The organism is Pseudoalteromonas sp. S1610 (assembly GCF_005887465.1).
In the GTDB taxonomy this organism is placed as follows: domain Bacteria; phylum Pseudomonadota; class Gammaproteobacteria; order Enterobacterales; family Alteromonadaceae; genus Pseudoalteromonas; species Pseudoalteromonas undina.
The window spans coordinates 1-25,056 of the sequence record NZ_PNDI01000050.1; the positions used below are offsets into that span (position 1 = coordinate 1).

At 40.3% G+C, this 25,056-nt stretch carries 23 protein-coding genes and 1 pseudogene; 10 read left to right on the forward strand and 14 right to left on the reverse strand.

The features are described 5' to 3' along the window. Positions 1 to 228: 228 nt before the first annotated feature. The gene (locus CWB77_RS15090; RefSeq protein WP_008111733.1) at positions 229 to 945 is read left to right on the forward strand and encodes a helix-turn-helix domain-containing protein; all 717 of its coding nucleotides are present in this window, start codon (positions 229 to 231) and stop codon (positions 943 to 945) included. A 52-nt stretch (positions 946 to 997) separates the two neighbouring features. Here the strand turns inward: CWB77_RS15090 and CWB77_RS15095 are convergent, their stop codons facing one another. Beyond that, complete coding sequence (locus CWB77_RS15095; RefSeq protein ID WP_055011757.1) at positions 998 to 2,941, reverse strand: S9 family peptidase; 1,944 nt, start codon at positions 2,939 to 2,941, stop codon at positions 998 to 1,000. 225 nt (positions 2,942 to 3,166) lie between these two features. On the opposite strand from CWB77_RS15095, the gene CWB77_RS15100 reads away from it, so the two are divergent. After that, positions 3,167 to 3,694, forward strand: a complete 528-nt coding sequence (locus CWB77_RS15100) for an ATP-binding cassette domain-containing protein (protein WP_249931442.1) — start codon at positions 3,167 to 3,169, stop codon at positions 3,692 to 3,694. After that, positions 3,691 to 4,800 (forward strand): DUF6136 family protein, encoded by a 1,110-nt coding sequence (locus CWB77_RS15105; RefSeq protein ID WP_138623436.1) that lies wholly within the window; start codon positions 3,691 to 3,693, stop codon positions 4,798 to 4,800. The genes CWB77_RS15100 and CWB77_RS15105 overlap by 4 nt, the downstream gene beginning before the upstream one ends. A 5-nt stretch (positions 4,801 to 4,805) precedes the next feature. On the opposite strand, the gene fadE is transcribed toward CWB77_RS15105, so the two are convergent. Then, positions 4,806 to 7,268 (reverse strand): acyl-CoA dehydrogenase FadE, encoded by a 2,463-nt coding sequence (fadE, locus tag CWB77_RS15110; RefSeq protein WP_010391432.1) that lies wholly within the window; start codon positions 7,266 to 7,268, stop codon positions 4,806 to 4,808. 309 nt (positions 7,269 to 7,577) lie between these two features. Here fadE and CWB77_RS15115 point away from each other — a divergent pair, with 309 nt between their 5' ends. Further along, positions 7,578 to 8,342: a class II glutamine amidotransferase gene (locus CWB77_RS15115; protein ID WP_008111650.1), complete on the forward strand. Its 765-nt coding sequence runs from the start codon at positions 7,578 to 7,580 to the stop codon at positions 8,340 to 8,342. Positions 8,343 to 8,448: 106 nt separating this feature from the next. Here the strand turns inward: CWB77_RS15115 and CWB77_RS15120 are convergent, their stop codons facing one another. From CWB77_RS15120 to cmoA, 5 genes are all read right to left on the reverse strand, one after another. After that, positions 8,449 to 9,246 (reverse strand): DUF3108 domain-containing protein, encoded by a 798-nt coding sequence (locus tag CWB77_RS15120; protein ID WP_041709110.1) that lies wholly within the window; start codon positions 9,244 to 9,246, stop codon positions 8,449 to 8,451. Next, positions 9,200 to 9,847, reverse strand: coding sequence for a phosphoribosylglycinamide formyltransferase (gene purN / locus CWB77_RS15125; RefSeq protein ID WP_054202175.1), 648 nt, complete (start codon positions 9,845 to 9,847; stop codon positions 9,200 to 9,202). The genes CWB77_RS15120 and purN overlap by 47 nt, the downstream gene beginning before the upstream one ends. Further along, a complete protein-coding gene (gene purM, locus CWB77_RS15130; protein ID WP_055011761.1) occupies positions 9,847 to 10,899 on the reverse strand; it encodes a phosphoribosylformylglycinamidine cyclo-ligase in 1,053 nt (350 codons plus the stop codon). Before purM ends, purN begins: the two co-directional genes overlap by 1 nt. A gap of 196 nt (positions 10,900 to 11,095) precedes the next feature. Further along, positions 11,096 to 12,064 carry a tRNA 5-methoxyuridine(34)/uridine 5-oxyacetic acid(34) synthase CmoB gene (gene cmoB / locus CWB77_RS15135; protein ID WP_010391439.1) on the reverse strand — a complete coding sequence of 323 codons (969 nt, stop codon included), beginning with the start codon at positions 12,062 to 12,064 and terminating at the stop codon, positions 11,096 to 11,098. Positions 12,065 to 12,079: 15 nt separating this feature from the next. Then, a complete protein-coding gene (gene cmoA, locus CWB77_RS15140) occupies positions 12,080 to 12,805 on the reverse strand; it encodes a carboxy-S-adenosyl-L-methionine synthase CmoA (RefSeq protein ID WP_008111640.1) in 726 nt (241 codons plus the stop codon). A gap of 116 nt (positions 12,806 to 12,921) precedes the next feature. On the opposite strand from cmoA, the gene CWB77_RS15145 reads away from it, so the two are divergent. Next, complete coding sequence (locus tag CWB77_RS15145) at positions 12,922 to 13,605, forward strand: DUF3334 family protein (protein ID WP_010391441.1); 684 nt, start codon at positions 12,922 to 12,924, stop codon at positions 13,603 to 13,605. Between the two features lie 124 nt (positions 13,606 to 13,729). On the opposite strand, the gene CWB77_RS15150 is transcribed toward CWB77_RS15145, so the two are convergent. The 3 genes from CWB77_RS15150 to CWB77_RS15160 form a co-directional block, all read right to left on the reverse strand. After that, entirely contained in the window at positions 13,730 to 14,149 is a 420-nt protein-coding gene (locus CWB77_RS15150; protein ID WP_171043284.1) for a hypothetical protein, read from the reverse strand. 229 nt (positions 14,150 to 14,378) lie between these two features. Then, complete coding sequence (locus CWB77_RS15155; protein ID WP_138623440.1) at positions 14,379 to 14,876, reverse strand: M48 metallopeptidase family protein; 498 nt, start codon at positions 14,874 to 14,876, stop codon at positions 14,379 to 14,381. A 27-nt stretch (positions 14,877 to 14,903) separates the two neighbouring features. Then, positions 14,904 to 15,752, reverse strand: coding sequence for a DUF72 domain-containing protein (locus CWB77_RS15160; protein ID WP_138623442.1), 849 nt, complete (start codon positions 15,750 to 15,752; stop codon positions 14,904 to 14,906). A 237-nt stretch (positions 15,753 to 15,989) separates the two neighbouring features. Between CWB77_RS15160 and aspS the strand changes: the two genes are divergently transcribed. Both aspS and CWB77_RS15170 read left to right on the forward strand, forming a co-directional pair. Further along, a complete protein-coding gene (gene aspS / locus CWB77_RS15165; RefSeq protein ID WP_013464572.1) occupies positions 15,990 to 17,768 on the forward strand; it encodes an aspartate--tRNA ligase in 1,779 nt (592 codons plus the stop codon). A 91-nt stretch (positions 17,769 to 17,859) separates the two neighbouring features. Then, the gene (locus tag CWB77_RS15170; RefSeq protein ID WP_138623444.1) at positions 17,860 to 18,459 is read left to right on the forward strand and encodes a pentapeptide repeat-containing protein; all 600 of its coding nucleotides are present in this window, start codon (positions 17,860 to 17,862) and stop codon (positions 18,457 to 18,459) included. A 35-nt stretch (positions 18,460 to 18,494) separates the two neighbouring features. Here CWB77_RS15170 and CWB77_RS15175 read toward each other — a convergent pair whose 3' ends face one another. After that, positions 18,495 to 18,818: a hypothetical protein gene (locus CWB77_RS15175; RefSeq protein WP_008111621.1), complete on the reverse strand. Its 324-nt coding sequence runs from the start codon at positions 18,816 to 18,818 to the stop codon at positions 18,495 to 18,497. A gap of 129 nt (positions 18,819 to 18,947) precedes the next feature. Between CWB77_RS15175 and CWB77_RS15180 the strand changes: the two genes are divergently transcribed. Further along, positions 18,948 to 19,694, forward strand: coding sequence for an alpha/beta fold hydrolase (locus CWB77_RS15180; protein ID WP_138623446.1), 747 nt, complete (start codon positions 18,948 to 18,950; stop codon positions 19,692 to 19,694). Between the two features lie 105 nt (positions 19,695 to 19,799). Here CWB77_RS15180 and CWB77_RS15185 read toward each other — a convergent pair whose 3' ends face one another. From CWB77_RS15185 to CWB77_RS15195, 3 genes and pseudogenes are all read right to left on the reverse strand, one after another. Continuing rightward, entirely contained in the window at positions 19,800 to 20,369 is a 570-nt protein-coding gene (locus CWB77_RS15185) for a hypothetical protein (RefSeq protein ID WP_010391450.1), read from the reverse strand. Then, positions 20,366 to 20,977 (reverse strand): M35 family metalloendopeptidase, encoded by a 612-nt coding sequence (locus CWB77_RS15190; RefSeq protein WP_010391453.1) that lies wholly within the window; start codon positions 20,975 to 20,977, stop codon positions 20,366 to 20,368. The genes CWB77_RS15185 and CWB77_RS15190 overlap by 4 nt, the downstream gene beginning before the upstream one ends. Before the next feature lie 140 nt (positions 20,978 to 21,117). Next, a pseudogene (locus CWB77_RS15195) lies at positions 21,118 to 22,310 on the reverse strand (bifunctional alpha/beta hydrolase/OsmC family protein). A 309-nt stretch (positions 22,311 to 22,619) separates the two neighbouring features. Between CWB77_RS15195 and CWB77_RS15200 the strand changes: the two are divergent. Both CWB77_RS15200 and CWB77_RS15205 read left to right on the forward strand, forming a co-directional pair. Next, positions 22,620 to 23,459, forward strand: a complete 840-nt coding sequence (locus tag CWB77_RS15200) for an isopenicillin N synthase family dioxygenase (protein WP_138596418.1) — start codon at positions 22,620 to 22,622, stop codon at positions 23,457 to 23,459. Positions 23,460 to 23,629: 170 nt separating this feature from the next. Beyond that, the gene (locus CWB77_RS15205) at positions 23,630 to 25,027 is read left to right on the forward strand and encodes a DEAD/DEAH box helicase (RefSeq protein WP_138623448.1); all 1,398 of its coding nucleotides are present in this window, start codon (positions 23,630 to 23,632) and stop codon (positions 25,025 to 25,027) included. Positions 25,028 to 25,056 lie beyond the last annotated feature (29 nt).

A 25,056-nucleotide genomic window follows, 5' to 3' on the forward strand; every position in this document is an offset into this window, starting at 1 on the left:
CGAGTCCCGTCCACTCCGCCACTTGTTATTTCCTCAATAACAAGCAATAAATAATTTCCTTATTAATAAATCCTAACATAATTTTTTATCAGCTATCAGCTATCAGCTATCAGCTCGACTCTTCTATACTAACCTGCTAATATTCTTGGCTATTCTTTAATATTCAGCTTCTTATCTCTGCATGAATTACCAAGAATCTAATCTCACTTTAAAAAAGGAAGCATTAAGATGAGTACATTAGGTCAGCAATTAAAGCAGCTAAGAAATAATAAAAAATTGAGCCAACCTGAATTTGCCCAGCAAGCGGGTATAGAGCAGAGTTATTTATCCAAGCTTGAAAACGATAAATCAATTCCCTCCAATGAAATATTTAGAGCTTTATTGATAGCATTAGATCTTTCAATTGATGAGTTTATGAAGCCACTAGTATCGAGTCACGATAAAGTTAGACTGATGCAAATACCAGATGTAGAGCTGTGGTATAAAAGTAAAGCAGTAAAGAGCTCAGCCACACAGCGTAAGGTTATTTATCTCGCAATGTTTTTAATATCTATTGGTTGTGCATTGTTTTATGCAGGACATAAAAACTATGTGTTCAATGAGCGCTTTTACGAATATAAATCACAAGGTGTGATCAAAACAGGTGAACCTCTGAATGTTTTTACTCATTGGAGCAATTATATTATTGAGTCGAATCGAGAAAAAAGAGATGAGAAAAATCGGGAAATGCTGGCCAGAAGGGTACCAAGTTTTAAGTTAATGGATGAGTATGTCGGTGAATCATTTGTTGAAGAGGTTGAGGGAGGTAAACGTGTTTATACTGCAAATGAGCTTTCGCGGACTATGCCACATGCAGGCAATAGTTGGTTTGAGTTTTTAGGTATTTTTGCTGCTGTATTTGGTTTGGCGCTCGCTTTACTGGAACCTAGATTAACCAAGCAATAAAAAGCCTGCGTACATGAAAACGCAGCAGGCTTTAATATAAATTGGCTTACAATTACCCTTGTGGGCCAAAGCGTTCTTTCAAGTAAGTATCTAAAAAGTTTAGGTAGGCGTTGGAGGCGCTGATACGGTTTTCTTTTTTGCTAAAACCGTGGCCTTCATCATCAAATAATACATACTCTACTGGCACACCATTAGCTTTAACCGCAGCAACCAACTCATCGCTTTCAATTTGTAATACGCGTGGATCATTAGCACCTTGAATAACCATTAAAGGCTTAGTGATGTTATCGGCATGAAATAGCGGTGAAATAGCACGGTGACGTTCACCATCGGTGGCAGGATCGCCCATTTCATCGTATAGCGCCTTTTTAAAGCTTTCCCACCATGGTGGAATTGAGTTCAGTGTGCGTACCCAGTTAGTCACACCAAAAATATTGATACCTACTTTGAACTCTTCCGGTTCAAAGGCAAGCGCGGCTGCGGTCATAAAGCCGCCGTAGCTACCACCCATGATGCCGATTTTATCTGCATCGACCCAATCTAGGCTTTGTAAGTGTTTTTTACCGTAGACAATATCTTGTAGATCATCGGTGCCATGTTTTTTATCGTCTAAATGGAAAAATGTTTTACCATAGCCTGAGCTACCGCGGTTATTGACGGCAAAAATAGCATAGCCATGATTAACTAAATGTTGCTGCATTGCGCTATAACCAGTTCGGCTTTGCCCACCTGGGCCGCCATGCACCCAAATAAGTGCAGGTACTTTATTGGTGCTGCTGGCTTGTTTTGGTTTGTATAATACGCCCGGTATTTCTAAATCATCAAAACTTTTAAAGCGCACAATGGTGCTCTCTACTAAGTCGTTTTGATCTATATCTTCACTTAATGTGTTGGTAAGTTGCTTGGCTTCATTACTGCCAACTTGCCAAACAAATAAGTTGCTTGGTGAGGTATCTGAATTTAAATAAAACGCCATGGTTTTCTCATCGCTTGAGAAATTCACACCACGTAGATTTCCCGCAGGTAATTTAGGCATGGCAATTTCATCCGCTGTTTGCGTGTCTTTTACTGTGACCTTTGTGCTGGCATCAGCATTTACACCGCTTACTTGGTAACGCCCAGATTTAGAAAAGTAAATAAAGCTAACGTCCCAATCATCTTTTAATGCTGGGCTGTGCTTGCCTGTGGCGAGCTCATATTGCCACACCTCTGAAAACTCTCCTTTAGCGTCTGTTGAGTAGTATAAATATTTGCTGTCTACAGAGAAGGTCTCAGGCGTATATTGTGCTGGTGTATCGTGTTTTGAAATTAATTGCGGCTTGAGGGTTTTCTTATAGGTATCAAGAATAAACGTATCGCTGTCTTTATTGGTATTATTTTTAGACAGTGCAATGTAGCGTCCATCGGGGCTAATTGCGCCCACATCTAGTCCTTGTGTGTTTTGATAAACGGGCGTGACTTTATAGGTTTTGCTATCTACACGATACAAGTCCATAAACTTGGCATCGCGTTGATTACTGGTAATAAAAAACTGACTGCCATCTTTAGTAAAGCCTGCAAAACTCGCGCGGGTTTCTTCCCCTGGAGTTAAATCTTTGATTGAACCATCAACTTCACGCACATAAACATGGTAGCGCTCATTACCGCCTGAGTCCTTGGTAAATAGTACACGCTCATCATTTGGGAAATAGCGAATAGGGTAGGTGCTGTCTTCAAAATTGGTTAGGCGCGTTTTGCTACCTGTTTTTATGTCAACTTCATACAAGCTGTAAATACCGCTTTCATCGCTACTAACTAGAACTTTATCGCCAGTCGGGGAAAAGCTACTGCCCATGATAGATGTTGTATCAAAAAAGGTTTTAGCGTTATAGGTTTTTACTTGTTGTTTTTGCTCAGTTGCCACAGGGGTAGAGGCTGAATTATTAGATTGACTGCAACCTGTTAATGCAATTGATACTGCACAGGTAATACAAGCAAATTTGAGGGCTTTTTTCATAGATACATTCCTTGGATTATAATTATAGACTTTTAGTGTTAACCGAACGTTTTTTAAACGCAAGTAATTAGCCTATTCGAACTGCAATAAAGTGTTACAAACCATGTAGCCCACGAAAATAGAAAACCAGTTATAATTCACTTTCAAAATCAGGGAGTATTTATGATATAAGTCATTGGGTTACATAAACAGTTTGCTGAAAACGTATTGTACAGTGGCTATAGTGTGCAGTTTTGTGCACCTAAAATATGCATTGAAGCGCCTAATGGCCAAGGTAAAACAACGTTGTTGTTGATGTTGGCAGAGCTCGAAACGCGCCAAAGTGGGCAGATTTTATTTTCTAAAAAAGCATTAACCGAACCGCATAAACAAGTTGCTATAGCCTCAGACTGTATTGCTTTACCTGACTTTCTTACGGCAAAGCAAATTATTAACTTGTCCGTGAATACGCTGGATTGTGATTGGCCAACGACAATAATAGATGGGTTTAATTTCAATGAATTTTTAAATACTCGTTTTGATGCGCTGTCGTCAGGTAATCAAAAGAAATGCCAGTTAATTTTAGCGCTTATGCGTGATGCACCTTATTTACTTCTAGACGAACCCAGCGCAGCACTTGATCAAGCCAGTATTCAGTATTTATTAGTACTGCTTGATGAATATCTAATAGATAAGCCACATGGGAAAATAGTCATCACCTGCCATGAACCAGCGCCATTTATTGAGCGTGGCTTTGAGTGTATACCGTTATGATTGCAAACTTAAAACAATCAATCGGGCAATATCGCTCTTTTATGGATTATCGTTATCAGGCTTACAAAACTGAACTCACGCAATTATTGTTGCAACTTAAAAACTTTGGCTTGTTATTTCTAGTGGTACTTGGCTCTGCCATGCTTGGTATGATTTTACTGTTGTTTTTAGGGCTGGGAAAAATTATCGATAGCAGCGATGCACCGCAGTATGGTGCACAGATGGCTTGGCTGTATTTGCTGTTGCAAAGTGTCATGTTGAGCGCAATGAAATCTGCTATAAAAAACAGCGCTCAACGTGCCTTTCAACAAACATTGGTGAAGCGATATTGGCTTGGTTTTATGGGTATAAAGCTTTTACTTTTAAGCAATGGCTGGTTGATTGCGAGCCTCATTATCGCGATTGATCTTAGTGTGAGTCAGTGGCTTAGAGTGCCGCATTTCTGGTTGTTTTTACTATTGCAATTTGTGCTCGGCATTTTATGTTTATACAAGCCAATAGCGCTGGTTTATGGTTTTTTGTTATCCGCAGTTTGGGCAACGTTACCGCTTGATGTCAGTCCATTGCTTTATCATAGCGGCTTTGTTCTGTTGTTTGCGCTAAGTACCTTGATGGTCCCTTTTAATGCTACAGCTAAGCTAAAGTTGAATTCACTTACAGGCTTTTGGCTGTTATTTTTTATGCATAATAGCTGGGCTTTGATATGGCGAGGAGCTTTATTACTATGTGTATTTATGGCATCCAAGGTGTTGTTACAAGAGCGCGCTGATTTAGCTGCTATATTCAGTATTTTGTCACTTGCCTTTGTGGTGTTATTTAGTAGCTCACTACAATTTGATTGTCGTCACCTATATCAGCAGTACAGTGTGTTTTTTAACATGCAGAATAAGCAAACAGCATTCTTTGTTAGCTTATTTATTCCTAGCTTAATTGTATTATTACTCGCACTGGTTGGTTTTGTGGCTTTATTTAATCAAGCAAATTGCTTATTGCTAGTAATAGGGGTTGTTTGGTGTTTACTACAACAGGCCTTAGCGCAAAAAAAACCAGCGCATTATGCGCTGGTTTGGATGGTTATAACAGGTGTGTTGCTTAGCTTTTATTAGTAAAGTTAAGCAGCATCTGCCTTTTTAGCTTTAGCTTTGCTATTACGCGCTGCTTTGCCAGCAAGTAAATCTGCAGGGTCAAAGTCATCAACATTAATCACGTCTAGACGATCTTTTTCTACTGCAGCGAGCTTATCGGCTTCTGCTTGGCTTAAAATACCCGCTTCTAAACCCATTTGCGCCACTTTATCAAGCTGGAAGAATGGCAGCTTTACGCCTTTCTCTTTACATACACGCTCAAACAATGGCTCTACTTCTAGAACGTCTTTAAGCGTTTGCTCTTGACGGCCTACAAGGTTAAGCGGTTCGTTTGTAAGGTATACATAGCTTGCTAAACGATTACGTGTTTCGCTAGGAACTTGTAACAACTGCGCTAGTTTGTGCTCAAGTTTGTCGGTAGGTTTACGAACCGGACGACCAAACGGGAATAACAATACTTTTAAAACACCACGTAGTGGAGCCGACGGCATGTTATTGATTAAATCAGCAAGTGCACGCTGGCAGTGGTAAAGGTGATCCTGACAGCTCCATTGAACCAATGCAAAATCTTCTTTTTTACGGCCTTCGTCGTTGTAACGTTTTAGCGTTGCAGATACTAAGTAAAGGTAACTTAATAAGTCGCCTAAACGTGCTGAAATACGTTCTTTACGTTTAAGAGAACCACCAAATACCGCCATGCTAATGTCTGACATAAGTGCAAGTGATGCACTAAAGCGAGACGCAATACGGTAAAACTCTGCAGTTTCGTCTTTGTATGGCACGCTAGTAAAGCGAGCGCCAGTAAGCGCAAGCCACTTAGTACGTACAAGGTTAGACATGGTAAAGCCAATGTGACCCATTAGCGCTTTATCAAATACGTTAAGCGCTTCTTCGCGGTCTTCAATTTCACACGCACCTAGCTCGGTAAGTACAAATGGATGACAACGAATTGCACCTTGACCATAAATAATCATATTACGGGTCAAGATGTTTGCACCTTCAACGGTAATGGCAATAGGTGCACCTTGATAGCCACGACCCAAATAGTTATTTGGCCCAAGCATGATCCCTTTACCGCCTAGCACGTCCATTGCATGAATGGTTGAATCGCGCATTTGCTCGGTAAGGTGGTACTTAATAATCGCCGACACAACTGATGGCTTCTCGCCTAAATCAACCGCGCCCGTAGACATGCTTACTGCAGCGTCTGAGCTGTAAGCATAACCAGCAAGTTTAGCCATTGATTCTTCAACCCCTTCCATTTTACCAATAGGTAAGCGGAATTGACGACGAATACGGCTATAAGCACCGGTTGCTACTGCAATCATTTTAATGCCACCGGCTGAATTTGACGGCAACGTAATAGCACGACCAACCGATAAACATTCAACTAGCATGCGCCAGCCTTGACCAGCCATTTCTGGACCGCCAATAATGTAATCAAGTGGTACAAAAATATCTTTACCGCGAGTAGGGCCATTTTGGAACGGCACATTAAGCGGGAAGTGACGACGACCAATTTCTACCCCAGGGGTATCTGTTGGGATAAGTGCACAGGTAATACCTGGCTCTTTAACGTCGCTTAATAATCCATCAGGATCTTGTAACTTAAATGCTAGACCAAGTACCGTAGCTACAGGCGCAAGTGTTATGTAACGTTTGTTCCATGTAAGGCTTACACCAACTACTTCTTCGCCATTCCATTGCCCTTTACAAACTACACCGTAGTCTGGAATTGAGCTTGCATCAGAACCCGCCTCTGGCGAGGTAAGTGCAAAACATGGAATTTCTTGACCGCTTGCTAAACGCGGTAAGTAATGATTTTTTTGGTCTTCAGTACCATAGTGCTGTAATAGCTCACCTGGGCCTAACGAGTTAGGTACACCAACAATTGACGAAAGCAATGTTGATTTACTGGTTAGTTTTTGCAGTACACACGATTGTGCAAATGCAGAGAATTCTAAGCCGCCGTATTCCTTTTTAATGATCATGGCAAAGAACTTGTTATCTTTTAGATATTGCCATACATCCTGAGGTAAATCAGTCAGCTCATGCGTAGCTTCCCAATCATCAAGCATACTACATACAACTTCAACAGGGCCGTCGATAAATGCCTGCTCTTCAATAGTAAGTTTTGGAACTGGATACTGGTGAAGCTTTTTCCAATCTGGATTACCACAAAATAAATCCGCTTCCCACCACGTAGTACCCGCATCGATTGCTGACTTTTCGGTGTCAGACATACTCGGTGTTACTTTTTTAAAGATGGTGAAAATAGGTTTGATAATGTATTGCTGGCGAATACCAGTAACTGAAAGAGGCACTGCGATGATTAAAAAGATCACCCAGCTAATTAAACCAAAAGCACCAGCAAAGGTACCAATTAATAATGTTGCGGCAGAAACACCAAGTGCTGTGTTCCAACTCGCTCTGTGGTAAAGCGCAATGCTGAGCAGTGCGATTAAACCAAGTGTAAATATGAGTGTCATTGCTAATTCCTTAATAGAGGTCAGACCACCTCGTTTAGAGTAGCGCTAGTAACGCTAAGTTTCAAGTACATTACTTAGATTAAAGTGTAGTTATCGGTACGATTATTACAATGCGTTGTATGTTATACGAACAGTTTGGCTGTAATCGTTTATTTTGGCTTATCATAAAAAAATATAAGCATTAAAAAAATCAATTAATCTAGTAGTAATATAAGTTTAATTAAGTAAATATACTTATGATGATCAGTGTACGCTTATTAAAAATAGAACGATATTCTATGTTTAGCTTTTTAAAGGTTTATTTATTTTATGTGTGAATTACTTGGCATGTCAGCCAATGTGCCAACGGATATTTGTTTTAGTTTTTCAGGGTTGTTGGAGCGTGGTGGAAATACTGGCCCGCATAAAGACGGCTGGGGTATTACTTTTTATGAAGGTAAAGGCTGCAGAACCTTTAAAGATCCAGAGCCAAGTTACCAGTCAGAAATAGCAAAGCTGGTAAAAGCGTACCCAATTAAAAGCGTATCGGTTATTAGTCATATTCGCCAAGGGAATCGTGGTCGGGTGTGTCTTGAAAACACTCATCCGTTTACCCGAGAGTTGTGGGGGCGCGAAATAACCTATGCACACAATGGGCAGCTTTCAAATTATCACGATTTAAAACCAGAGTATTATCGACCTGTGGGAAACACCGACAGTGAACTCGCTTTTTGTTGGTTACTTGACAAAATTCGCGAAAAATACCCAAAGCGTCCAAGTAATATGGCGTCGGTTTTTAGATATGCCGCCAAGCTTTCGCATACACTGCGTGAAAAGGGCGTATTTAATATGTTATTGACCGATGGTGTATTTGTTTTAGCGTATTGTACTAATAACTTACACTATATAACGCGCCGTGCGCCATTTGGTAAAGCTACATTGATTGATGCGGACATGGTGGTCGACTTTCAACAAGAAACCACGCCAAACGATGTAGTGACGGTTATAGCCACAAGGCCTTTGACGAATGATGAGCGCTGGCAAAAAATGCAGCCAGGAGAGTTTGCGTTATTTAAAATGGGTGAATTAATGTAGCTTGGTAGAGTAAAACGAAACCCAGCTTAAAGTTTTAAATTTAAGTATTAAAATGAAAAGCCCAAGTTATGGTCGTCACACTTGGGCCTTTCACCTTGTAAGCAATTTACTCTGGTGATAGTTCGTTTTTCACTTCTGCAGGTAAAGCAGGTGGGTTGATCACGGTAAACGATTTCATTTGCACTTCAAACTGCTCCACACCTTTTTCACCCTTCCACATGCGCACTAGCATGTAATCCATTTCTGGGGCAAACCAGGCTAAAGCTTGGCGTTTATCGTTATCGTATAAGCGTTTAACTTTCACTGCTTCTACATTACCTATAGGCAGAGAAATCATTTCGGTTTCTACCACTTCAAAGTCGTAGTCACGGCAATTACCTTTTTTATCAACCAACGGAAACGAGAAGTTGGTTTTGCCTTTTTTAAGACCTTCACGAACTTGTACTTGATAAGAAATACCATCTTGGAAGTTATCATGCCATTGGCATTTTAACGGGTAATCGCTGGTGTTACTGGTAACAGTTTTGGTTAGACGGTCAAAGTTAATTTCATACTTTTTGTCAGGCCCAGTGCCTGTGCGGATCATCGTGTAATCAATAGGCTCTACTTTATCATTCATAAAGCTAAAGGTTGATGACTCTTGACGTGAGTCAGAGAAAATCATCCATTCAATATCGCTGTGGTAAGTGACTTGGTAGTTATTATTATCGAGTTTTTTTAGTTCACGCTCGGCTTTGCCATGATTAGTGCCTTTGCGCAAAATATCATAACTAGCTTGGTACTGGGTTAACTCGCCTGCAATCAGGCTGGTAGGAAGTAATAAAGTGCCCGCACATAGTAGCCAAGCACTTAATTTTTTATTTTGGGTAGTGCGCGCCGTGTGCAGGAAGTTGTTTTTCGTCAAGAACTGCATAATCTGCTTCCATCGTAAGTCGTTGTTCACTGAACCACTTGACCACCAAAGGATAAATTATGTGCTCTTGCGCATGCACACGTTTAGCGAGCGTGTCTGCTGTATCGTTTGCTAATACAGGCACTTTAGCTTGAAGAATAACGGGTCCGCCATCTAATTCTTCAGTTACAAAGTGAACACTAACGCCGTGAACGTCGTCTTTTGCATCAATTGCTCTTTGGTGGGTATTCAGCCCCTGGTACTTAGGCAACAAAGATGGATGAATGTTCAACATTTTTCCAACATATTTTTGCACTAAGCTAGGAGTTAGAATACGCATAAACCCAGCTAATACAACTAGATTTGGTTCAAAAGAGTCAATTATATGCATTAACTGGGCATCGTAAGCTTCGCGTGAGTCAAACTCTTTATGACTCAGTACTTGCGTAGCAATGCCTACACTTTTTGCACGCTCTAACCCATATGCGTCTGCTTTATTACTAATAACAGCCGCAATATGAGCGTTTATCTCGCCGCTTTCACAGGCATCAATAATGGCTTGTAAATTTGAGCCACTGCCTGAGATTAAAACTACTAGACGAGTGGGTGCCATTACGCAGCACCACCTACAATTTCAACTTGCTCTTCGCCCGCAACCGCATCTTGAATTTCACCAAGGTGCCATGCGTTTTCGCCAAGATCTTTTAAAATGTTTATGCTGTTATCAAGTTGATCTGCAGGTACAACTAACACCATACCTACGCCACAGTTGAATGTGCGGTACATTTCGTGAGTGGTAATATTGCCATTTTCTTGCAACCAACTAAATACAGTAGGCCACTGCCAGCTATCACCTTTAACAACCGCTTTAGCAGATTCAGGTAATACACGAGGGATATTTTCCCAAAAACCGCCACCAGTAATATGCGAAAGCGCATGCACATCTACTTGCTTAAACAACTCAAGTAATGGCTTAACGTAAATGCGTGTTGGTTCTAAAAGGTGCTCACCTAAGGTTTTGCCATCAATCACTTGGTTAGTATCAGCGTTAGAGACTTCTAATACTTTACGAATTAGTGAGAAACCGTTTGAGTGTGGACCACTAGAAGCAAGCGCAATTAGCTGATCGCCTGCGGCTACTTTAGTGCCATCAATAATTTTTGATTTTTCTACCACACCGGTACAAAAGCCTGCCATGTCGTAGTCTTCACCATCATACATACCTGGCATTTCAGCTGTTTCGCCACCAATTAGGGCACAACCTGAAATTTCACAACCTTTACCAATACCGGTTACTACGTCGGCTGCTGTGTCTACATCTAGTTTACCCGTTGCATAGTAATCTAGAAAAAACAGGGGTTCAGCGCCTTGTACTATTAAATCATTTACACACATCGCAACTAAGTCGATACCTACGGTATCGTGCTTTTTAAGGTCAATTGCTAAACGTAACTTAGTGCCAACACCGTCAGTGCCTGCTACAAGTACAGGTTGCTTATAACCTTCAGGAATTTCGCAAAGTGCGCCAAAACCACCAATTCCGCCCATCACTTCAGGACGACGAGTTTTTTTAACTACGCCTTTAATACGCTCAACAAGTGCATTACCAGCGTCGATATCTACGCCCGCGTCTTTATAGCTTAGAGACTGTTTTTGTTCGCTCACAGGTTTTCCTCAAAATAGTTGTTTTGATGCTTACTTAGAAACGCGCGTATTTTACAACAATTGCAGGAGCGCGGCTAGTTGAAATCTATATTTGATTTTAAAGACAAGGACACTTGTCCGCTAATTGTTGCATTAGTAAACAAAAAAAGCGCCCAATGGCGCTTTTTAACATGAAAATAAAAATTAATACTACAAATTAGGCTTTTGCTGTAAGTATCGCTCTAAGTGGAGCAGGGTAGCCTTCAATGGTTTTACTGGTGTCAGTAGGGTCTAAAAAGTCAACTAAAGATTCGTTTTCCATCCAGTCAGTTTTACGCTGCTCGTCGAGCGTTGTAATAGCACAATCTTTAATTTGCACATCTTTAAAGCCAACACGTTCCATCCACAATTTTAATGCCGCAGTGCTTGGAATAAACCATACATTACGCATTTTTGCGTAGCGGTCGGTCGGTACTAAAACGGTGTTTTCATCGCCTTCAATAACTAAAGTTTCAAGTACTAGCTCACCACCAGGGCGAAGCTGTGCCTTTAATTGCGCTAAAAAGTCGATAGGTGAGCGACGGTGATAAAGTACTCCCATCGAAAATACCGTATCAAATGCTTTAAGCTCTGGCAGGGCTTCTACACCTAATGGTAATAAATGCACGTTTTCATCAGGGTTGAAGTGTTTAATTGCCTGAAACTGGCACAAAAATAAGTCAGATGGGTCAATACCCACCACAAACTGTGCACCTTCACCGCGCATACGCCATAAGTGATATCCCGAGCCACAACCAATATCTAATACAGTACGGCCTTTTAATGGCTCAATATGCGGTAGGAGTCGATCCCATTTCCAGTCACTGCGCCATTCTGTATTAATATCGATACCGTGCACATTAAATGGACCTTTTCGCCAAGGCATCATGCGTTTTAATAAATGCGTGGTTTGCTTTTTTTCGCCTTCAGTCATTTCGCCAGGCGCGCCTATTGCTACTTTGCTGACAATATCAACTTGGTTTGTTGATACCTCAGGTAAGTTTTTTAGTACTTTTTGCCATTGAGGCAAATCGCCATGGCTGGCCTCTTGTTGCCAATGCTTTAATTGCGCAGGCAAGGTTTCTAGCCAGTGGCTAAGTGGGCTTTGTGCAATAGCAGCGTAAAATTGGTTAAACCATGCAGACATGTGTCACTCTCTAAATTATTTAATTGCTACCATTGAGCAAAAATTAAAACATTGATACCACACTTGCGTTTGGCTAAAACCAATGTCGCTTAAACGTTGTGTATGTGTGCTAAGTGTATCGGGGCGCATTACGTTTTCAATGGCGGTACGCTTTTGGCTTATTTCTAGCTCAGAGTAGCCATTATGACGTTTAAAGTCGTGGTGCAAGTCAATCAGTAAGTTATCACATTGCTCGTTTTCGGCTTTAATTTTTTCACTTAATAGCAAAACGCCACCGGGCTTTAAATTAGCGTATATTTTTTCAAGTACCGCTTTGCGCTGCGCAGGTGGAATAAACTGCAGAGTAAAATTCATCGCTACTACTGAGGCATTTTGAATATCAAGCTCGTTAATATCACCTAATGTAACCGTTACAGGAACATCAGATCTGAACCCTTGTAAATGGACCTTACAACGCTCCACCATGGCTTGTGAGTTATCTACAGCAATAATATGACAGCTATCAGTTTGAATATTACGGCGCATACTTAGGGTAACCGCCCCTAACGAGCAGCCTAGGTCATACAAATTTGAATTTGGCTGAGCATACTCACCAGCTAATTTTCCCATGGTACTTACTATGGTGGCGTAACCGGGTACCGAGCGTTGGATCATGTCGGGAAATACTTCAACCACGTTTTGATCAAAACTAAAGTCTTTTACTTGTTGCTCAGAGGCATAAATACTGTCTTTTATACTCACGAAGGCAGTCTCTTTGAAAATAATAGTGCTATTTTAACATTTTATGCTGGATAGTCAGTGATAAATTCAGTAGCTTGACTAGAATTATGAAGAATAAGTATAAAAGAGATTATTAAATGAGCAAAAGTAAGGTTATTAGTACCGACGATATATTAGCAACATTATGCCACTCAGTAACGGGTGTACTTTCATCAGCCAGCGGCAACGAGATCAGCTATTCAGCCATGGTGCAAAAAATTACCCGCACATGTATGCGACCAGACATAGGTTGTTTTGTTTTATTTGACGGGGGCTTTACCGGCTTAGTTGTTACCAACTTTACGGCGCAAGCGGCGATGGAAATTTATGGCGATTACATGCGCAATATGGGCATGCCAGAAGACGAAATCGCACATAGTCACTTATCTGATGACGTTTCAAACGTGATGGGTGAGTTGATGAACCAAATAGTGGGCGACTTCACGTCAAAAGTGCGTGAACAGCTGCATACCTCTATTACCCAAAACCAGCCAAAAATGATGGCTATTAATAAGCAAGTGCAAATATCGGTTGATACCACTATGGATCGCCCGCAAGCTCGCCGTGTAACGTTTACGACTCGCAATCAAAATATCTTCTATTTAGAATTAGCGATGGATAAAACAGAGTTTATTAAACTTCACGATTTTGACATTGTAGAAGCTGTAGACCCAGACGACATTATCGCAAACGAAGCCAAGCAAAAAGCGGATAAAGAAAAAGCAAAACAGCCAAAGCAAGATGATAGCGACGACGACTTTATGGCCGAATTAGGGCTTTAACGTTTTTACGTAGGCTGGGTTGAGTGAAACGAAACCCAACGAGCTTTTGAGCCGTCAGTGTGTAGCTATCAGTAAATTATAAAAACGCGATTTCGTATCGCGTTTTTTGATTTAAAACAAATATCTAATTGTGAAAGTCACATTTATCTCTAAAAAGGTCTGTTCTACTGTTAGAATGAAACTTCTCTAAATGTTCAGCTCTCTTTAACATATCATCAAAATACTTTTCAGTAGATAAATTATGCCTAGGCGAAGCACAATAGCTACCTTGAAGTTGCAAAAGAAACTTTATTGAGTCCTCTAAAACAATCGAACTTTCAACATTTTCGATATAGTTTCTATAAGTCTCTTCCATCTCTTTTTTTTGTATTTTTGATACTTCAAGCATTTCTTTAAGTTTATCTGCATTTAAAGAAGCGAATTTAGGAAAAGAGGTTTCTAATTTCATACAAACTATATTATGTTGATCATATGTATCAGTGAGGTTATCCATCGCTTTTTCAAACAAAGCCCTAATATTCATTTTCACTTCTGCTAACTTCATTCTTTCTTCATGTACTCTTGATGCTTTTGCATTGGAAAGCATTTTAAAACTTAGATAAACAGCGAATGTACTGATAATTAAAAAAGTATTGGTTGAATCTTTAATATAAATTCTAAAAAGTAGCCAACTTGCCTTAAAACCATTTTAATTCCTTTTTAAAAGTAAAATATTGATAGAGCTTAAGTCACCTATAAACTCTAATAGGTTTAAAGTAGAAATAAATACATACCTAATCATAAAGATTCTCACCCATCGCAATAGCTACACAAAAAATCCGTAAATCCAGCTCTAGCTGATGGTACTGCGGCTCCATATGGCAGCATAATTTATAAAAGCCTTTGTTATGGTCTTTTTCCTTAAAATGCGCGAGTTCGTGCACCACTAATGCTTTTAATAATGGCTCAGGGGCGTGCAATAAATCGCTGTTTATTGCTAAATCGTGCTTGCGGGTTTTACCTTGCATACGATAGGTGTGAGTTCCGAGCGCATTGGTGACCATATCACCTTGTTTTTTAAACGCAGCGCGGCCAAATGGCGGGGCGTTTTTTAAATACTGCTTTTTAAGCTCAGTGGCGTAGCTATACAGTAACTTATCACTGGTAATACGATGCGCCTGCGGGTACTTTTTAAGTAAATACTCACTTACCTTTCCTGCTTTTATTAGTCCTAATACTTGCTCAACGATATTGGCAGGGTAGCCGGTAAAGTAACGTGCGTATTCACTCATTATTGTCTCTGTATTTTGAATTTATTTTTAAAAAAGTGCTTGCTGGTGGGCTTCTTTTTCGCCACTAAATGGATTGAGTACGTTGTGATTATACCCCAAATCTTGGCAAAACTGGCGAGCCAGCAGCGGCGCTTCGCGGTTATCAGCGGTATGAAAAAACACATAGGGGCTTTTGCCCTCATCGAGCCACTGGGTTACTTTGCTAAGCCAAGGCTGATAAAAGGTCTTATAATCGTTTTCTAAATCAGCAATAACGAAGCGCGCCATAGGCTGCGAGCCCGTAGCAATAGCGTGCACTGGTAAGTGGGGCTTTTTTTGTTGGGCGTCTATTAGCGCTTCGGTGGTTGGCTTTACCGCAAAGAGCGCCCGAGTATCCATAGCAATGCGATTTATATTGTGTGCCATTAAAAGCTGATTAAGCGCGATTTCGGCCTCACCTTTTTTGAAAAAATCAGGGTGGCGTACCTCAACCCCATAGTTTAGCTCTTTAGGAAGTAACTCAATAAAAGCGGCAAGCTTAGCTATATGTTGTGGGGCAAACGCTTTAGGTAATTGCAGCATTATTTGCCCTGTTTTTTCAAATAGCGGGGCGAATAAATTAAGCCAATTAGTTAGCTCATGTTGCACGTTAGTAAGTTGGAGTTCGTGACTAAAGCGCCGATGAAATTTAAAGGTAAATTTAAACTCATCAGGTACACTGGCAGCCCATCGTAATACAGTGTCAGGTGAGGGGTCGGCGTAAAAGCTAGTATTACCTTCTACCGAATTAAAATGCTGCGCATATTCGCTAAGCATATCGGCATTTTTACACTGGCGTGAAAATAAGTTTCCTTTCCATGCGTTGCTCGACCACTGCGGGCATCCAATATATAGCATACAAACAAAAGCCTTGTTATAAAGTGCCGGTAGTGTAACAAATAACAAAACGGTGCGCTGTAAATTCAACCCCGAAAGGTAAACACGCCCTAGCATCTTCAACCGACTTGGGTATAATGCAGGGCTTAATTTGATTATTTTGAATTGCTAGCGGTTTTATTTTCATTTTGGTGTTTATAAAAACTTTTAAAACAACAGTGTTTAACCGCTATATGCCTTTTATCTGACAGGAAAACTATGCGCTCTATATACTGCGGACAGCTAAATAAAACTCACGTAGATCAGGAAGTTGAACTATGTGGCTGGATCAACAAACGACGTGACCTTGGCGGACTTATCTTTGTCGATTTACGTGATAGAGAAGGTTTAGTACAAGTTGTATTCGATCCGGAAGTTGAAGGATTAATGGAAACAGCTAACAAACTTCGTCAAGAATTTTGTGTTCAGTTAAAAGGGATTGTACGTGCTCGCCCAGATAGCCAAGTAAATAAAGACATGGCAACCGGCGAAGTAGAAATTTTAGGCACGGGTTTAACTATTATTAACCGCTCTGAGCCTATGCCACTTGACTTTAACCAAGTGAACTCAGAAGAGCGTCGTTTAAAATACCGTTACTTAGATTTACGTCGTTTAGAAATGAGCGACCGCATTAAATTACGTGCTAAAGCAAGCAGCTTTGTACGTCGCTTTTTAGATGAAAATGGCTTTTTAGATATCGAAACGCCAGTGCTAACTAAAGCAACGCCTGAAGGTGCTCGCGATTACTTAGTACCGAGTCGTGTTCATAAAGGTAGCTTTTACGCATTACCACAGTCACCACAGTTATTTAAGCAATTGTTGATGATGTCGGGTTTTGACCGTTACTACCAAATTGTTAAATGTTTCCGTGATGAAGACTTACGTGCTGACCGTCAACCTGAGTTTACTCAAATAGATTTAGAAACCTCGTTCATGAGCTCTGATCAAGTACGTGGTATGACAGAGAAAATGATCCGTGAAATGTGGCAGTCATTACTAAATGTTGATTTAGGTGATTTCCCAATTATGCCTTACTCTGAGGCAATGAGCTTATATGGTTCTGATAAGCCAGACTTACGTAACCCAATGAAGCTAATTGATGTAGCCGATTTAGTAAAAGACGTAGAGTTTAAAGTATTCTCAGGCCCAGCAAATGATGAAAAAGGCCGTGTTGCAGTACTAACGGTACCAGGTGGCGCATCACTTTCTCGTAAGCAACTAGATGATTACACTAAGTTTATCGGTATTTACGGTGCTAAAGGTTTAGCATGGATGAAAGTAAATGACCGCGATGCAGGCGTTGAGGGCGTGCAATCGCCAATCGCTAAATTCTTAAATGAAGACGTGATCACGCAGTTACTTGAACGTACTAATGCACAAACAGGCGATATCATTTTATTTGGTGCGGATAAACGCAACACCGTAAATGAAGCCATGGGCGCACTTCGTTTAAAAATTGGTATTGATTTAGAAATCACTAATTTAGATAGCTGGGCACCACTTTGGGTTGTTGACTTCCCAATGTTTGAAGAAGATGATGAAGGCACATTACACGCTGTACACCATCCATTTACTGCACCAAAAGATATTAGTGCAAGTGAGCTTGAAGCAAACCCAGCAGCGGCTATTTCAGATGCTTACGATATGGTATTAAACGGCTACGAAGTGGGCGGTGGCTCGGTACGTATTCATAATGCAGATATGCAAGAAGCGGCATTTAGAATTTTAGGTATTGAAGCGCAAGAGCAGCAAGATAAATTTGGTTTCTTACTTGATGCACTTAAATACGGCACACCACCGCATGCTGGTTTAGCGTTCGGTTTAGACCGTTTAGTTATGTTGCTATGTGGTACTGATAACATTCGTGACGTTATTGCTTTCCCTAAAACAACACAGGCATCGTGCTTATTAACCGATGCGCCTAGCAAAGCAAACAGCGATTCGCTGACAGAGCTTGCTATTAGTGTAGTTGAGAAAGAATTACCAAGCGCAGAATGAAACCCTAGTGTTTAGTTAGATCAAAACCCCTTAGGCTAAATACCTAAGGGGTTTTTTGTTTGGCATAACCCAATTTAGGTGCTTTATATTTATGAGTGAGCTATTTAAAGATAGTCATTATTTCGATCAGCCATTTTTAAACTTTACAGCAAATGCAAAGCGCTTTAGCGATATTGAGTTTGAACAATGTCAGTTTATTGAGTGCGATTTTAGTCACAGCCAGTTTAATGCCTGTCGGTTTATAGAGTGTGAGTTTATTAACTGTAATTTGACTGAGCTTAATTGGAATTACAGCTCACTAGAAGAGGTGAGCTTTGCAAATTGTAAACTCAATAGCATAATGTGGGGACAAGTAAATTGGCCACAATTAGCGCTAACGTCATCGGTGAGTTTTAGACAGTGTGAGCTGAGCCACAGTTCGTTTTTTGAATTACAGTTAAAAGCGTTAACAATGACGAGTTGTTTTGCCAAAGATGTTGATTTTAGGCACGCTAACTTAACTCAAAGCAACTTCTCGGATACTGACTTTAGAGACAGCCTGTTTCATCAAACTAATTTGAGAAAAGCAAACTTTGTTGGCGCAACGCAATTTAATATTGATATAACAAGCAATGATGTGAGTAATGCAAAGTTTGAACGGCTTGAAGCGTTAAATTTATTAGCTGGACTTGATATCGAGCTGGTTGATTAGCCGCAAGAGCTTACGGCTAATACGTATATTTACTATTAGCAAGCAGGGCCATTTTTGTTGCGCGCGCTAGCAAGTGCACGGGCTATGCTCAGTAGCTCAGGCGAAATATCATCAGCGCCATCTTTAATCAGTTTAGTTACATCACCTGATGAATATAAGCTATCACGCGGCGATTTAATTCCCAGCTCTCTCACAAAGTCTTTGGTTTTACCTGTACTGCCGGTTTCAATGAACTTAAAAATAATCCGTTCGTTGTTACTTTTCGGCTCGGCTTGTAACACTTTAATTTCTTCTTGGTAGGCTTCAATTCTGCTTTGGAGAATGTCGATGCGTTGTTCAATGCTGCTATATGATTTCATGAATGGATTCTTTTGCGATAATAGTAAAACAATAATCGCTATTATCGCACAAATTAGCAAAGGCGCGCGCTAACCTTTATAATAAAAATTAATGTTAGTTAAAAAAGTATAAATAATACAAGGGAATGCATGTTAAAAATTATAAAAAAGCATTTAATGTTAAGTGCACTGACTTTAAGTTCTACGCTATTTGCATCATCAAGTTATGCCCAAGACGATGCAATCATTGATGAAAGTCGTAATCGCTCTATACCTGTAAATATTACCCTACCAGCTAACCACCTTAAGTGCAGCGCGCAAGTCAAATGCCCAGTGGTATTTGTAAATGCAGGGTATGGCATTAGCCACAATGAATACACTTTTGCGAGTAAGCTATTTAATGCGCAAGGCTATTTAAGCATTGCGGTAGCGCATGAGCTTAAAAGTGACCCTGCACTTAATCGTGCGCAGCCATACTTAACTACCCGTATGGAAAATTGGCACCGGGGTGTTGTAACCCTCAAATTTTTAGTCAACGAGCTAAGTGTTAAATACCCTGAGTATGATTTTACAAAACTCACTTTATTTGGTCACTCAAATGGTGGAGATATTTCAGCCTTGTATGCAGCTATTTATCCAAATGAAGTAAGCCAATTAATTACGCTCGATCACCGCCGCATGTTATTGCCACGCAATAAAAGCATACGCGTACTTACACTGCGCGCTAGTGATTATCCAGCCGATGCAAACGTGCTTTTAACCGATCAAGAGTTAACCGTTTATCCTGTTACGCAAACGTTGATAGAAAAATCACGTCATAACGATATGTACGATGGCGGGCCTAAATGGTTGGTGGATAGAGTGAGCAAAGAGGTAGCGGCGTTTTTAGATAATTAGCTAAGATATATTTCAAGCCAACATTATGCTGGCTTGATATATAAAGGTTTAAGCTGACGCAGAATTTTTAGTGCGATCAAACAAAGCATGTATATTTATTGCAGGTTACCCTTGGGGCGTAGCAAACTGCTTTATTGGCTGTTCCTTTATTTCCATATCTTCTGTAGGAATTGTTAAAAGTGAATAGTTTGTTCTAATTGTGATGATATCGGCAAATTTACCATTAATGTACAAGTTTACAAATGGGGTAAGTGTCCCCACCAGATACCTCTTACCTGGATCTAATGCAAACCTCTTTTCTATGCCTTTTAGTTCAATAAATTTGACTTCTAGGGGCTCGAATTCTAATGATGACAATTGCTTGTAGGCGCGTCTGCGTCCCTGTATGGGTTGCTCTGACATACCTGTATCTAAGTTATTCTCTTTTAAATCGTAATACCTATCTTCTTCAAATACATACATCGAGTTTAAATCGATTCCTTGCTTATTAAAAGCGAGAGAGCTTAGCTTAACTTTATATGGTGTTGTGTTAGCTAATCTGATATTCGTTATACACTTAGTATCTATATGACAAAAAGTGAAAGAGGAGGTAGCGATAGGACTTTCGATAGCTTCTTCGGTAGCAAACGATGAGTAACTAATCAAACAAAATATAGTAATAATAATTCTTTTCATTGGGCTGCTCGTACTGCACTTTCAAATGCGTATGAAGAGGATAGAATTTCTTTTCTATCTTGGGCGCTTTGGTTTATTCGTGCGTTTCGAGCGATTATATTAAGCTCTTTCAAAGCTGTTCTAGCGTTATATGCTGTATCTTCAGAAGTCCATACCGCGTGACTAAACTCGTGAACGATAGTATCAACTTTTCTGTCAGTTCCTACTTCGAAAAAGCTCTTACCAAACCCTATAATTCCATATCTATCATAATAAGTAGCATCTCCAAACCCTGTGCATTTATAAAGTTTATGAGGGGTTAAAAGCATGGAGCCGATAAGGTTTATTATTTTGCGTGCTTGGCGAATTAGAAATGTTCGTGTTGCCTCAAAATTAATTGAATTAATAAAACCATATTGTTTCATAATTGATTCGAATTTTTCTTTTTTCTTTTCATCTAAGTTAGCAGGGTTGTGTAATATATTAATAAAAGTTGTTAATGCTTTTGGGGTAATTAGCATAGCTATTTCAATTTGTTTTAGTTCAGATAAAGTTAACTCGATACCTGTTTTGTTTGTTACTTCGTAAATTGAAAAGTTATTGCGCTCATAGTAAGTATTTTTATTCATACTATTTATACCTATCCTTGGTTATATAATTTTTACTAACAAGCTACTAGAATTGTACCTATTATTCAACCTCTATATTTTATCTCAGATTGTGAGGTTACATTAATGAACATCTAAGATAGCGCAGCCACAGCTGTGCGTCACCCCACTAATGCGCTAACCACCAGTGGACTATTATGTAGCGTTTTATGCACAGGGCATTTGTCGGCTATTTCGAGTAATCGATTTCGCTGAGCGTCAGTTAAATCACCTTGTAAGGTTATTTTGCGGATAATGGCCTCTAAATTGCCGCTTTTTTCGCAATCATCACAATCTTGGTTGTAATTGCGGGTATGGTTGAGCTCTACTTTTATGTGCTCTAGCGGCAACTCTTTGCGACTTGCATACATGCGAAGTGTCATTGCAGTACAAGCTCCAAGCCCAGCGAGTAAATGATCATAAGGGTCCGGGCCTAAGTTTTTACCGCCGACATCGGTAGGCTCATCAGCAAGCCATGTATGGTTTTTAGTACTCACGTGCTGAGTGAATTTATGATCTTTTTCTTCAACTAATACACTGCCGTTAGTTAATTTTGCACTATAGGGTGTTTTATCGTATTCAACATAGCGATTAGCCCACGTAGCAATGACATCGGCTGCGTAGTTAGCGTCTTCTTTATTGCTGAGTAAATGATCGGCATTATCTAAACTAATAAAGCTTTTTGGATGCTTAGCAGCTGCGTAAATTTTTTCGGCTTCACTAATATTCACGGTGGCATCAATAGGAGAATGCATAACTAACAAAGCACGCTTAAGCTTGCCTATATGGCTGTTATCGTATTTGGCGATGTCATCTATAAATTGCTTTTTAATCGTAAATTCCCGCCCAGCTAAACACACTTTTGCTTCACCCGATTGGTTTATTTCATCTAAATGAGCAGCAAAGTTATGAGTAACATGCTGGGCATCTGATGGCGCGCCTATAGTCGTAATGGCCGATATTTCGGGTATGTGCTCAGCACCGCAGCACCACCTAAACTGTGGCCTATCAATAACTGAGGTGCTTTAAAGTGTGTTCTTAAGTGATTGGCTGCAGCCACTAAGTCTTGAATGTTTGATGAAAAGTTACTGTTGGCAAAGTCACCATCGCTATTACCAAGCCCAGTAAAATCAAAGCGTAATACAGCAATGCCTTGCTGAGTGAGCGCGCGACTTATTCGTGTTGCAGCCGCTACATCTTTAGAGCAGGTAAAACAGTGAGCAAATAAGGCATAAAATTTCACTTCACCAGAGGGGTGTTCAAGTTGTCCAGCGAGTTCTAATTCACCGCTTTTAAAAGAAACTTTTTGTCGCATGTAGAGGCCTTAGAAAGTTGATATAGTGTGTAACGCTGATAAGGAAGAGATTGGTACGATGGGGTGAAAATTCAATACAAGCGTTATTTTGATCTTGATCAAGGCTGAGAAGGCTTGCTTACTGAGTGCGGACATATGTCCTTATAATTTCAAGGGGGTTTGTCTATCCTCGCACAGCATAAAAATGCAGCCTTTATTACTTGAATTAAGTAGTTAAGCTATATTTGAATGTAATACTAATTTCGTGTAGACCTGTGGCTTAAGCGAATTAGTAAATGGCTTCTAACAACCTACTTACTGGAATGTACCATGCAATTACCTACAGTTGATTATAAAGCGGACGATGCGGCTGCGCAATTTGTTGAATCGTTGAGAAATACTGGTTTTGGCGTATTAAAAAACCATCCTATTCCGCAATCTTTAGTTGAGTCTATTTATGAAAATTGGCAAGACTTTTTTAACTCAGAGCAAAAGCATGAGTTTTTATTTTCAAAAGAAACGCAAGATGGTTATTTTCCACCGTCGGTATCAGAAGTAGCTAAAGGCCATACGGTAAAAGACATTAAAGAGTACTTTCATGTTTACCCTAAAGGCCGTGTTCCTGCACAATTAGAAGCTGATGTGCGTGAGTACTACCGTTTAGCTAATGAATTTGCGGCAACATTATTAAGCTGGGTTCAGGCTGAAGCGCCTGAAGAAGTGCGTGCTAAGTTCTCTATCGATTTAAAAGATATGATTGCCCAATCTGAGCAAACGTTGTTACGTATTTTACATTACCCGCCAATGACAGGTGATGAAGAGCCTGGTGCTATTCGTGCTGCTGCGCACGGTGATATTAACTTATTAACCGTATTACCGGCGTCAAATGAGCCAGGCTTACAAGTACAAAAAACCGATGGCGGTTGGTTAGACGTGCCATGTGATTTTGGTAGTTTAATTATTAATATTGGTGACATGCTACAAGAAGCATCGGGTGGCTACTTCCCATCAACGATTCACCGTGTAATTAATCCATCGGGTAAAGCAACAACCAAATCACGTATTTCATTACCATTATTTTTACACCCTCGTCCAGATGTGGTGTTATCTGATCGCTACACAGCAGATAGCTACTTACAAGAGCGTTTACGTGAGTTAGGTGTAAAATAATCTTTTAGCATTTGTAATGCCAGGTAAATAAAAAGCGGCTGTTTAGCCGCTTTTTTAGTATTTGTGTTTATTGATTTGGCACAAAGTAAATAATGGCATGCATTCTGAGCCACTAAAGGTATAATGCGCGCAACTGGCCACTTTGGCCTAATTTGAAATAGAGAGTTTATATGAGTTTTGATGGTTTAGGTTTATCACAGTCTTTAGTTAATGCGGTTTTAGAAAAGGGCTATGAAACGCCAACGCCTATTCAGGCTCAAGCTATTCCAGCAATTATTGCACGTCGCGATGTAATGGCCGCAGCGCAAACCGGTACCGGTAAAACCGCTGGTTTTACTTTGCCGCTTATTGAGCGTTTATCGTCGGGTACTAAAGCAAAAAGTAATCATGTTCGTGCGCTTATTTTAACGCCAACCCGTGAGCTTGCGTTGCAAGTAAGTGAAAATGTTGAAGAATATGCTAAGCATTCAAACGTGAGTTCGTTTGTTGTTTACGGTGGTGTTAAAATTAACCCACAAATGCAGCGCCTGCGCAAAGGGGTTGATATTTTAGTGGCGACACCAGGGCGTTTAATTGATTTACACAATCAAAACGCGGTTAAATTTGATAGCGTTGAAGTGCTGGTTTTAGATGAAGCTGACCGTATGTTAGACATGGGCTTTATCCATGATATTAAACGCCTAATTGCAAAAATGCCTGAAAAGCGTCAAAACTTAATGTTCTCAGCCACGTTTTCGGATGATATTCGCGCGCTGGCAAAAGGGTTAATTAACGACCCCGTTGAAATTTCTGTTGCGGCTAAAAACACCACCGCAAAAAGTGTCACGCAAAGCGTATACGCAGTAGACAAAGCACGTAAAACGGCCCTATTAAGCCATTTAATTCGTAGCAACGATTGGCAACAAGTACTGGTATTTAGTCGTACTAAACACGGTGCTAATCGTTTAGTTAAGCAACTTGAACGCGATGATATTGTTGGTGCGGCAATCCATGGCAATAAATCTCAGGGCGCGCGTGTTAAAGCACTAGAGGGCTTTAAAAGTGGTGAAGTGCGCGTATTAGTGGCAACCGATATTGTTGCACGTGGTTTAGACATTGTTGAATTACCGCATGTTGTAAACTACGACTTACCTAATGTATATGAAGATTATGTTCACCGTATTGGCCGAACTGGTCGTGCGGGAGCATCAGGGCATGCTATTTCGTTTGTAACGGTTGACGATGCAGTAGATTTATACGGCATTGAGCGCTTTATTGGCGAGCTAATTCCACGTGCTGAAGAAGAAGGTTTTGAACCGGCTAACCCTGTTGCTGAGCGCGCACTCGATGCACGCCCGTTACCGGCTAAAAAGCCAAAGAAAAAACAACCATTCAATAAGCCTAAATCAGATAGCAGCAAGCCTAATAGCAAAAAGCCTAACAATGGTGGCAATGGTACAGGCCCTCGTCGTGGTGGCTCTAAAAAGCCTGCAGCAAAAACAGACGAGAATGCACAAAATCCTTGGGCAAAGCGTCAATCGGTAGGTGGGAATGGCCAGCGCCGTCGTCGTCCAGCAAATAACGACTAATTAGGTTTAGTTCGTTTTAATAAAAAACG

What these genes read in the sequence shown, in the direction of transcription:
- CWB77_RS15090 (WP_008111733.1), top strand. Translation starts at nt 229, where the DNA reads ATGAGTACATTAGGTCAGCAATTAAAGCAGCTAAGAAATAATAAAAAA.
- CWB77_RS15095 (WP_055011757.1), bottom strand. Translation starts at nt 2,941, where the DNA reads ATGAAAAAAGCCCTCAAATTTGCTTGTATTACCTGTGCAGTATCAATT.
- CWB77_RS15105 (WP_138623436.1), top strand. Translation starts at nt 3,691, where the DNA reads ATGATTGCAAACTTAAAACAATCAATCGGGCAATATCGCTCTTTTATG.
- fadE (WP_010391432.1), bottom strand. Translation starts at nt 7,268, where the DNA reads ATGACACTCATATTTACACTTGGTTTAATCGCACTGCTCAGCATTGCG.
- CWB77_RS15115 (WP_008111650.1), top strand. Translation starts at nt 7,578, where the DNA reads ATGTGTGAATTACTTGGCATGTCAGCCAATGTGCCAACGGATATTTGT.
- purN (WP_054202175.1), bottom strand. Translation starts at nt 9,847, where the DNA reads ATGGCACCCACTCGTCTAGTAGTTTTAATCTCAGGCAGTGGCTCAAAT.
- cmoB (WP_010391439.1), bottom strand. Translation starts at nt 12,064, where the DNA reads ATGTCTGCATGGTTTAACCAATTTTACGCTGCTATTGCACAAAGCCCA.
- CWB77_RS15145 (WP_010391441.1), top strand. Translation starts at nt 12,922, where the DNA reads ATGAGCAAAAGTAAGGTTATTAGTACCGACGATATATTAGCAACATTA.
- CWB77_RS15150 (WP_171043284.1), bottom strand. Translation starts at nt 14,149, where the DNA reads ATGAAGTTAGCAGAAGTGAAAATGAATATTAGGGCTTTGTTTGAAAAA.
- CWB77_RS15155 (WP_138623440.1), bottom strand. Translation starts at nt 14,876, where the DNA reads ATGAGTGAATACGCACGTTACTTTACCGGCTACCCTGCCAATATCGTT.
- CWB77_RS15160 (WP_138623442.1), bottom strand. Translation starts at nt 15,752, where the DNA reads ATGCTATATATTGGATGCCCGCAGTGGTCGAGCAACGCATGGAAAGGA.
- aspS (WP_013464572.1), top strand. Translation starts at nt 15,990, where the DNA reads ATGCGCTCTATATACTGCGGACAGCTAAATAAAACTCACGTAGATCAG.
- CWB77_RS15170 (WP_138623444.1), top strand. Translation starts at nt 17,860, where the DNA reads ATGAGTGAGCTATTTAAAGATAGTCATTATTTCGATCAGCCATTTTTA.
- CWB77_RS15175 (WP_008111621.1), bottom strand. Translation starts at nt 18,818, where the DNA reads ATGAAATCATATAGCAGCATTGAACAACGCATCGACATTCTCCAAAGC.
- CWB77_RS15180 (WP_138623446.1), top strand. Translation starts at nt 18,948, where the DNA reads ATGTTAAAAATTATAAAAAAGCATTTAATGTTAAGTGCACTGACTTTA.
- CWB77_RS15185 (WP_010391450.1), bottom strand. Translation starts at nt 20,369, where the DNA reads ATGAAAAGAATTATTATTACTATATTTTGTTTGATTAGTTACTCATCG.
- CWB77_RS15190 (WP_010391453.1), bottom strand. Translation starts at nt 20,977, where the DNA reads ATGAATAAAAATACTTACTATGAGCGCAATAACTTTTCAATTTACGAA.
- CWB77_RS15200 (WP_138596418.1), top strand. Translation starts at nt 22,620, where the DNA reads ATGCAATTACCTACAGTTGATTATAAAGCGGACGATGCGGCTGCGCAA.
- CWB77_RS15205 (WP_138623448.1), top strand. Translation starts at nt 23,630, where the DNA reads ATGAGTTTTGATGGTTTAGGTTTATCACAGTCTTTAGTTAATGCGGTT.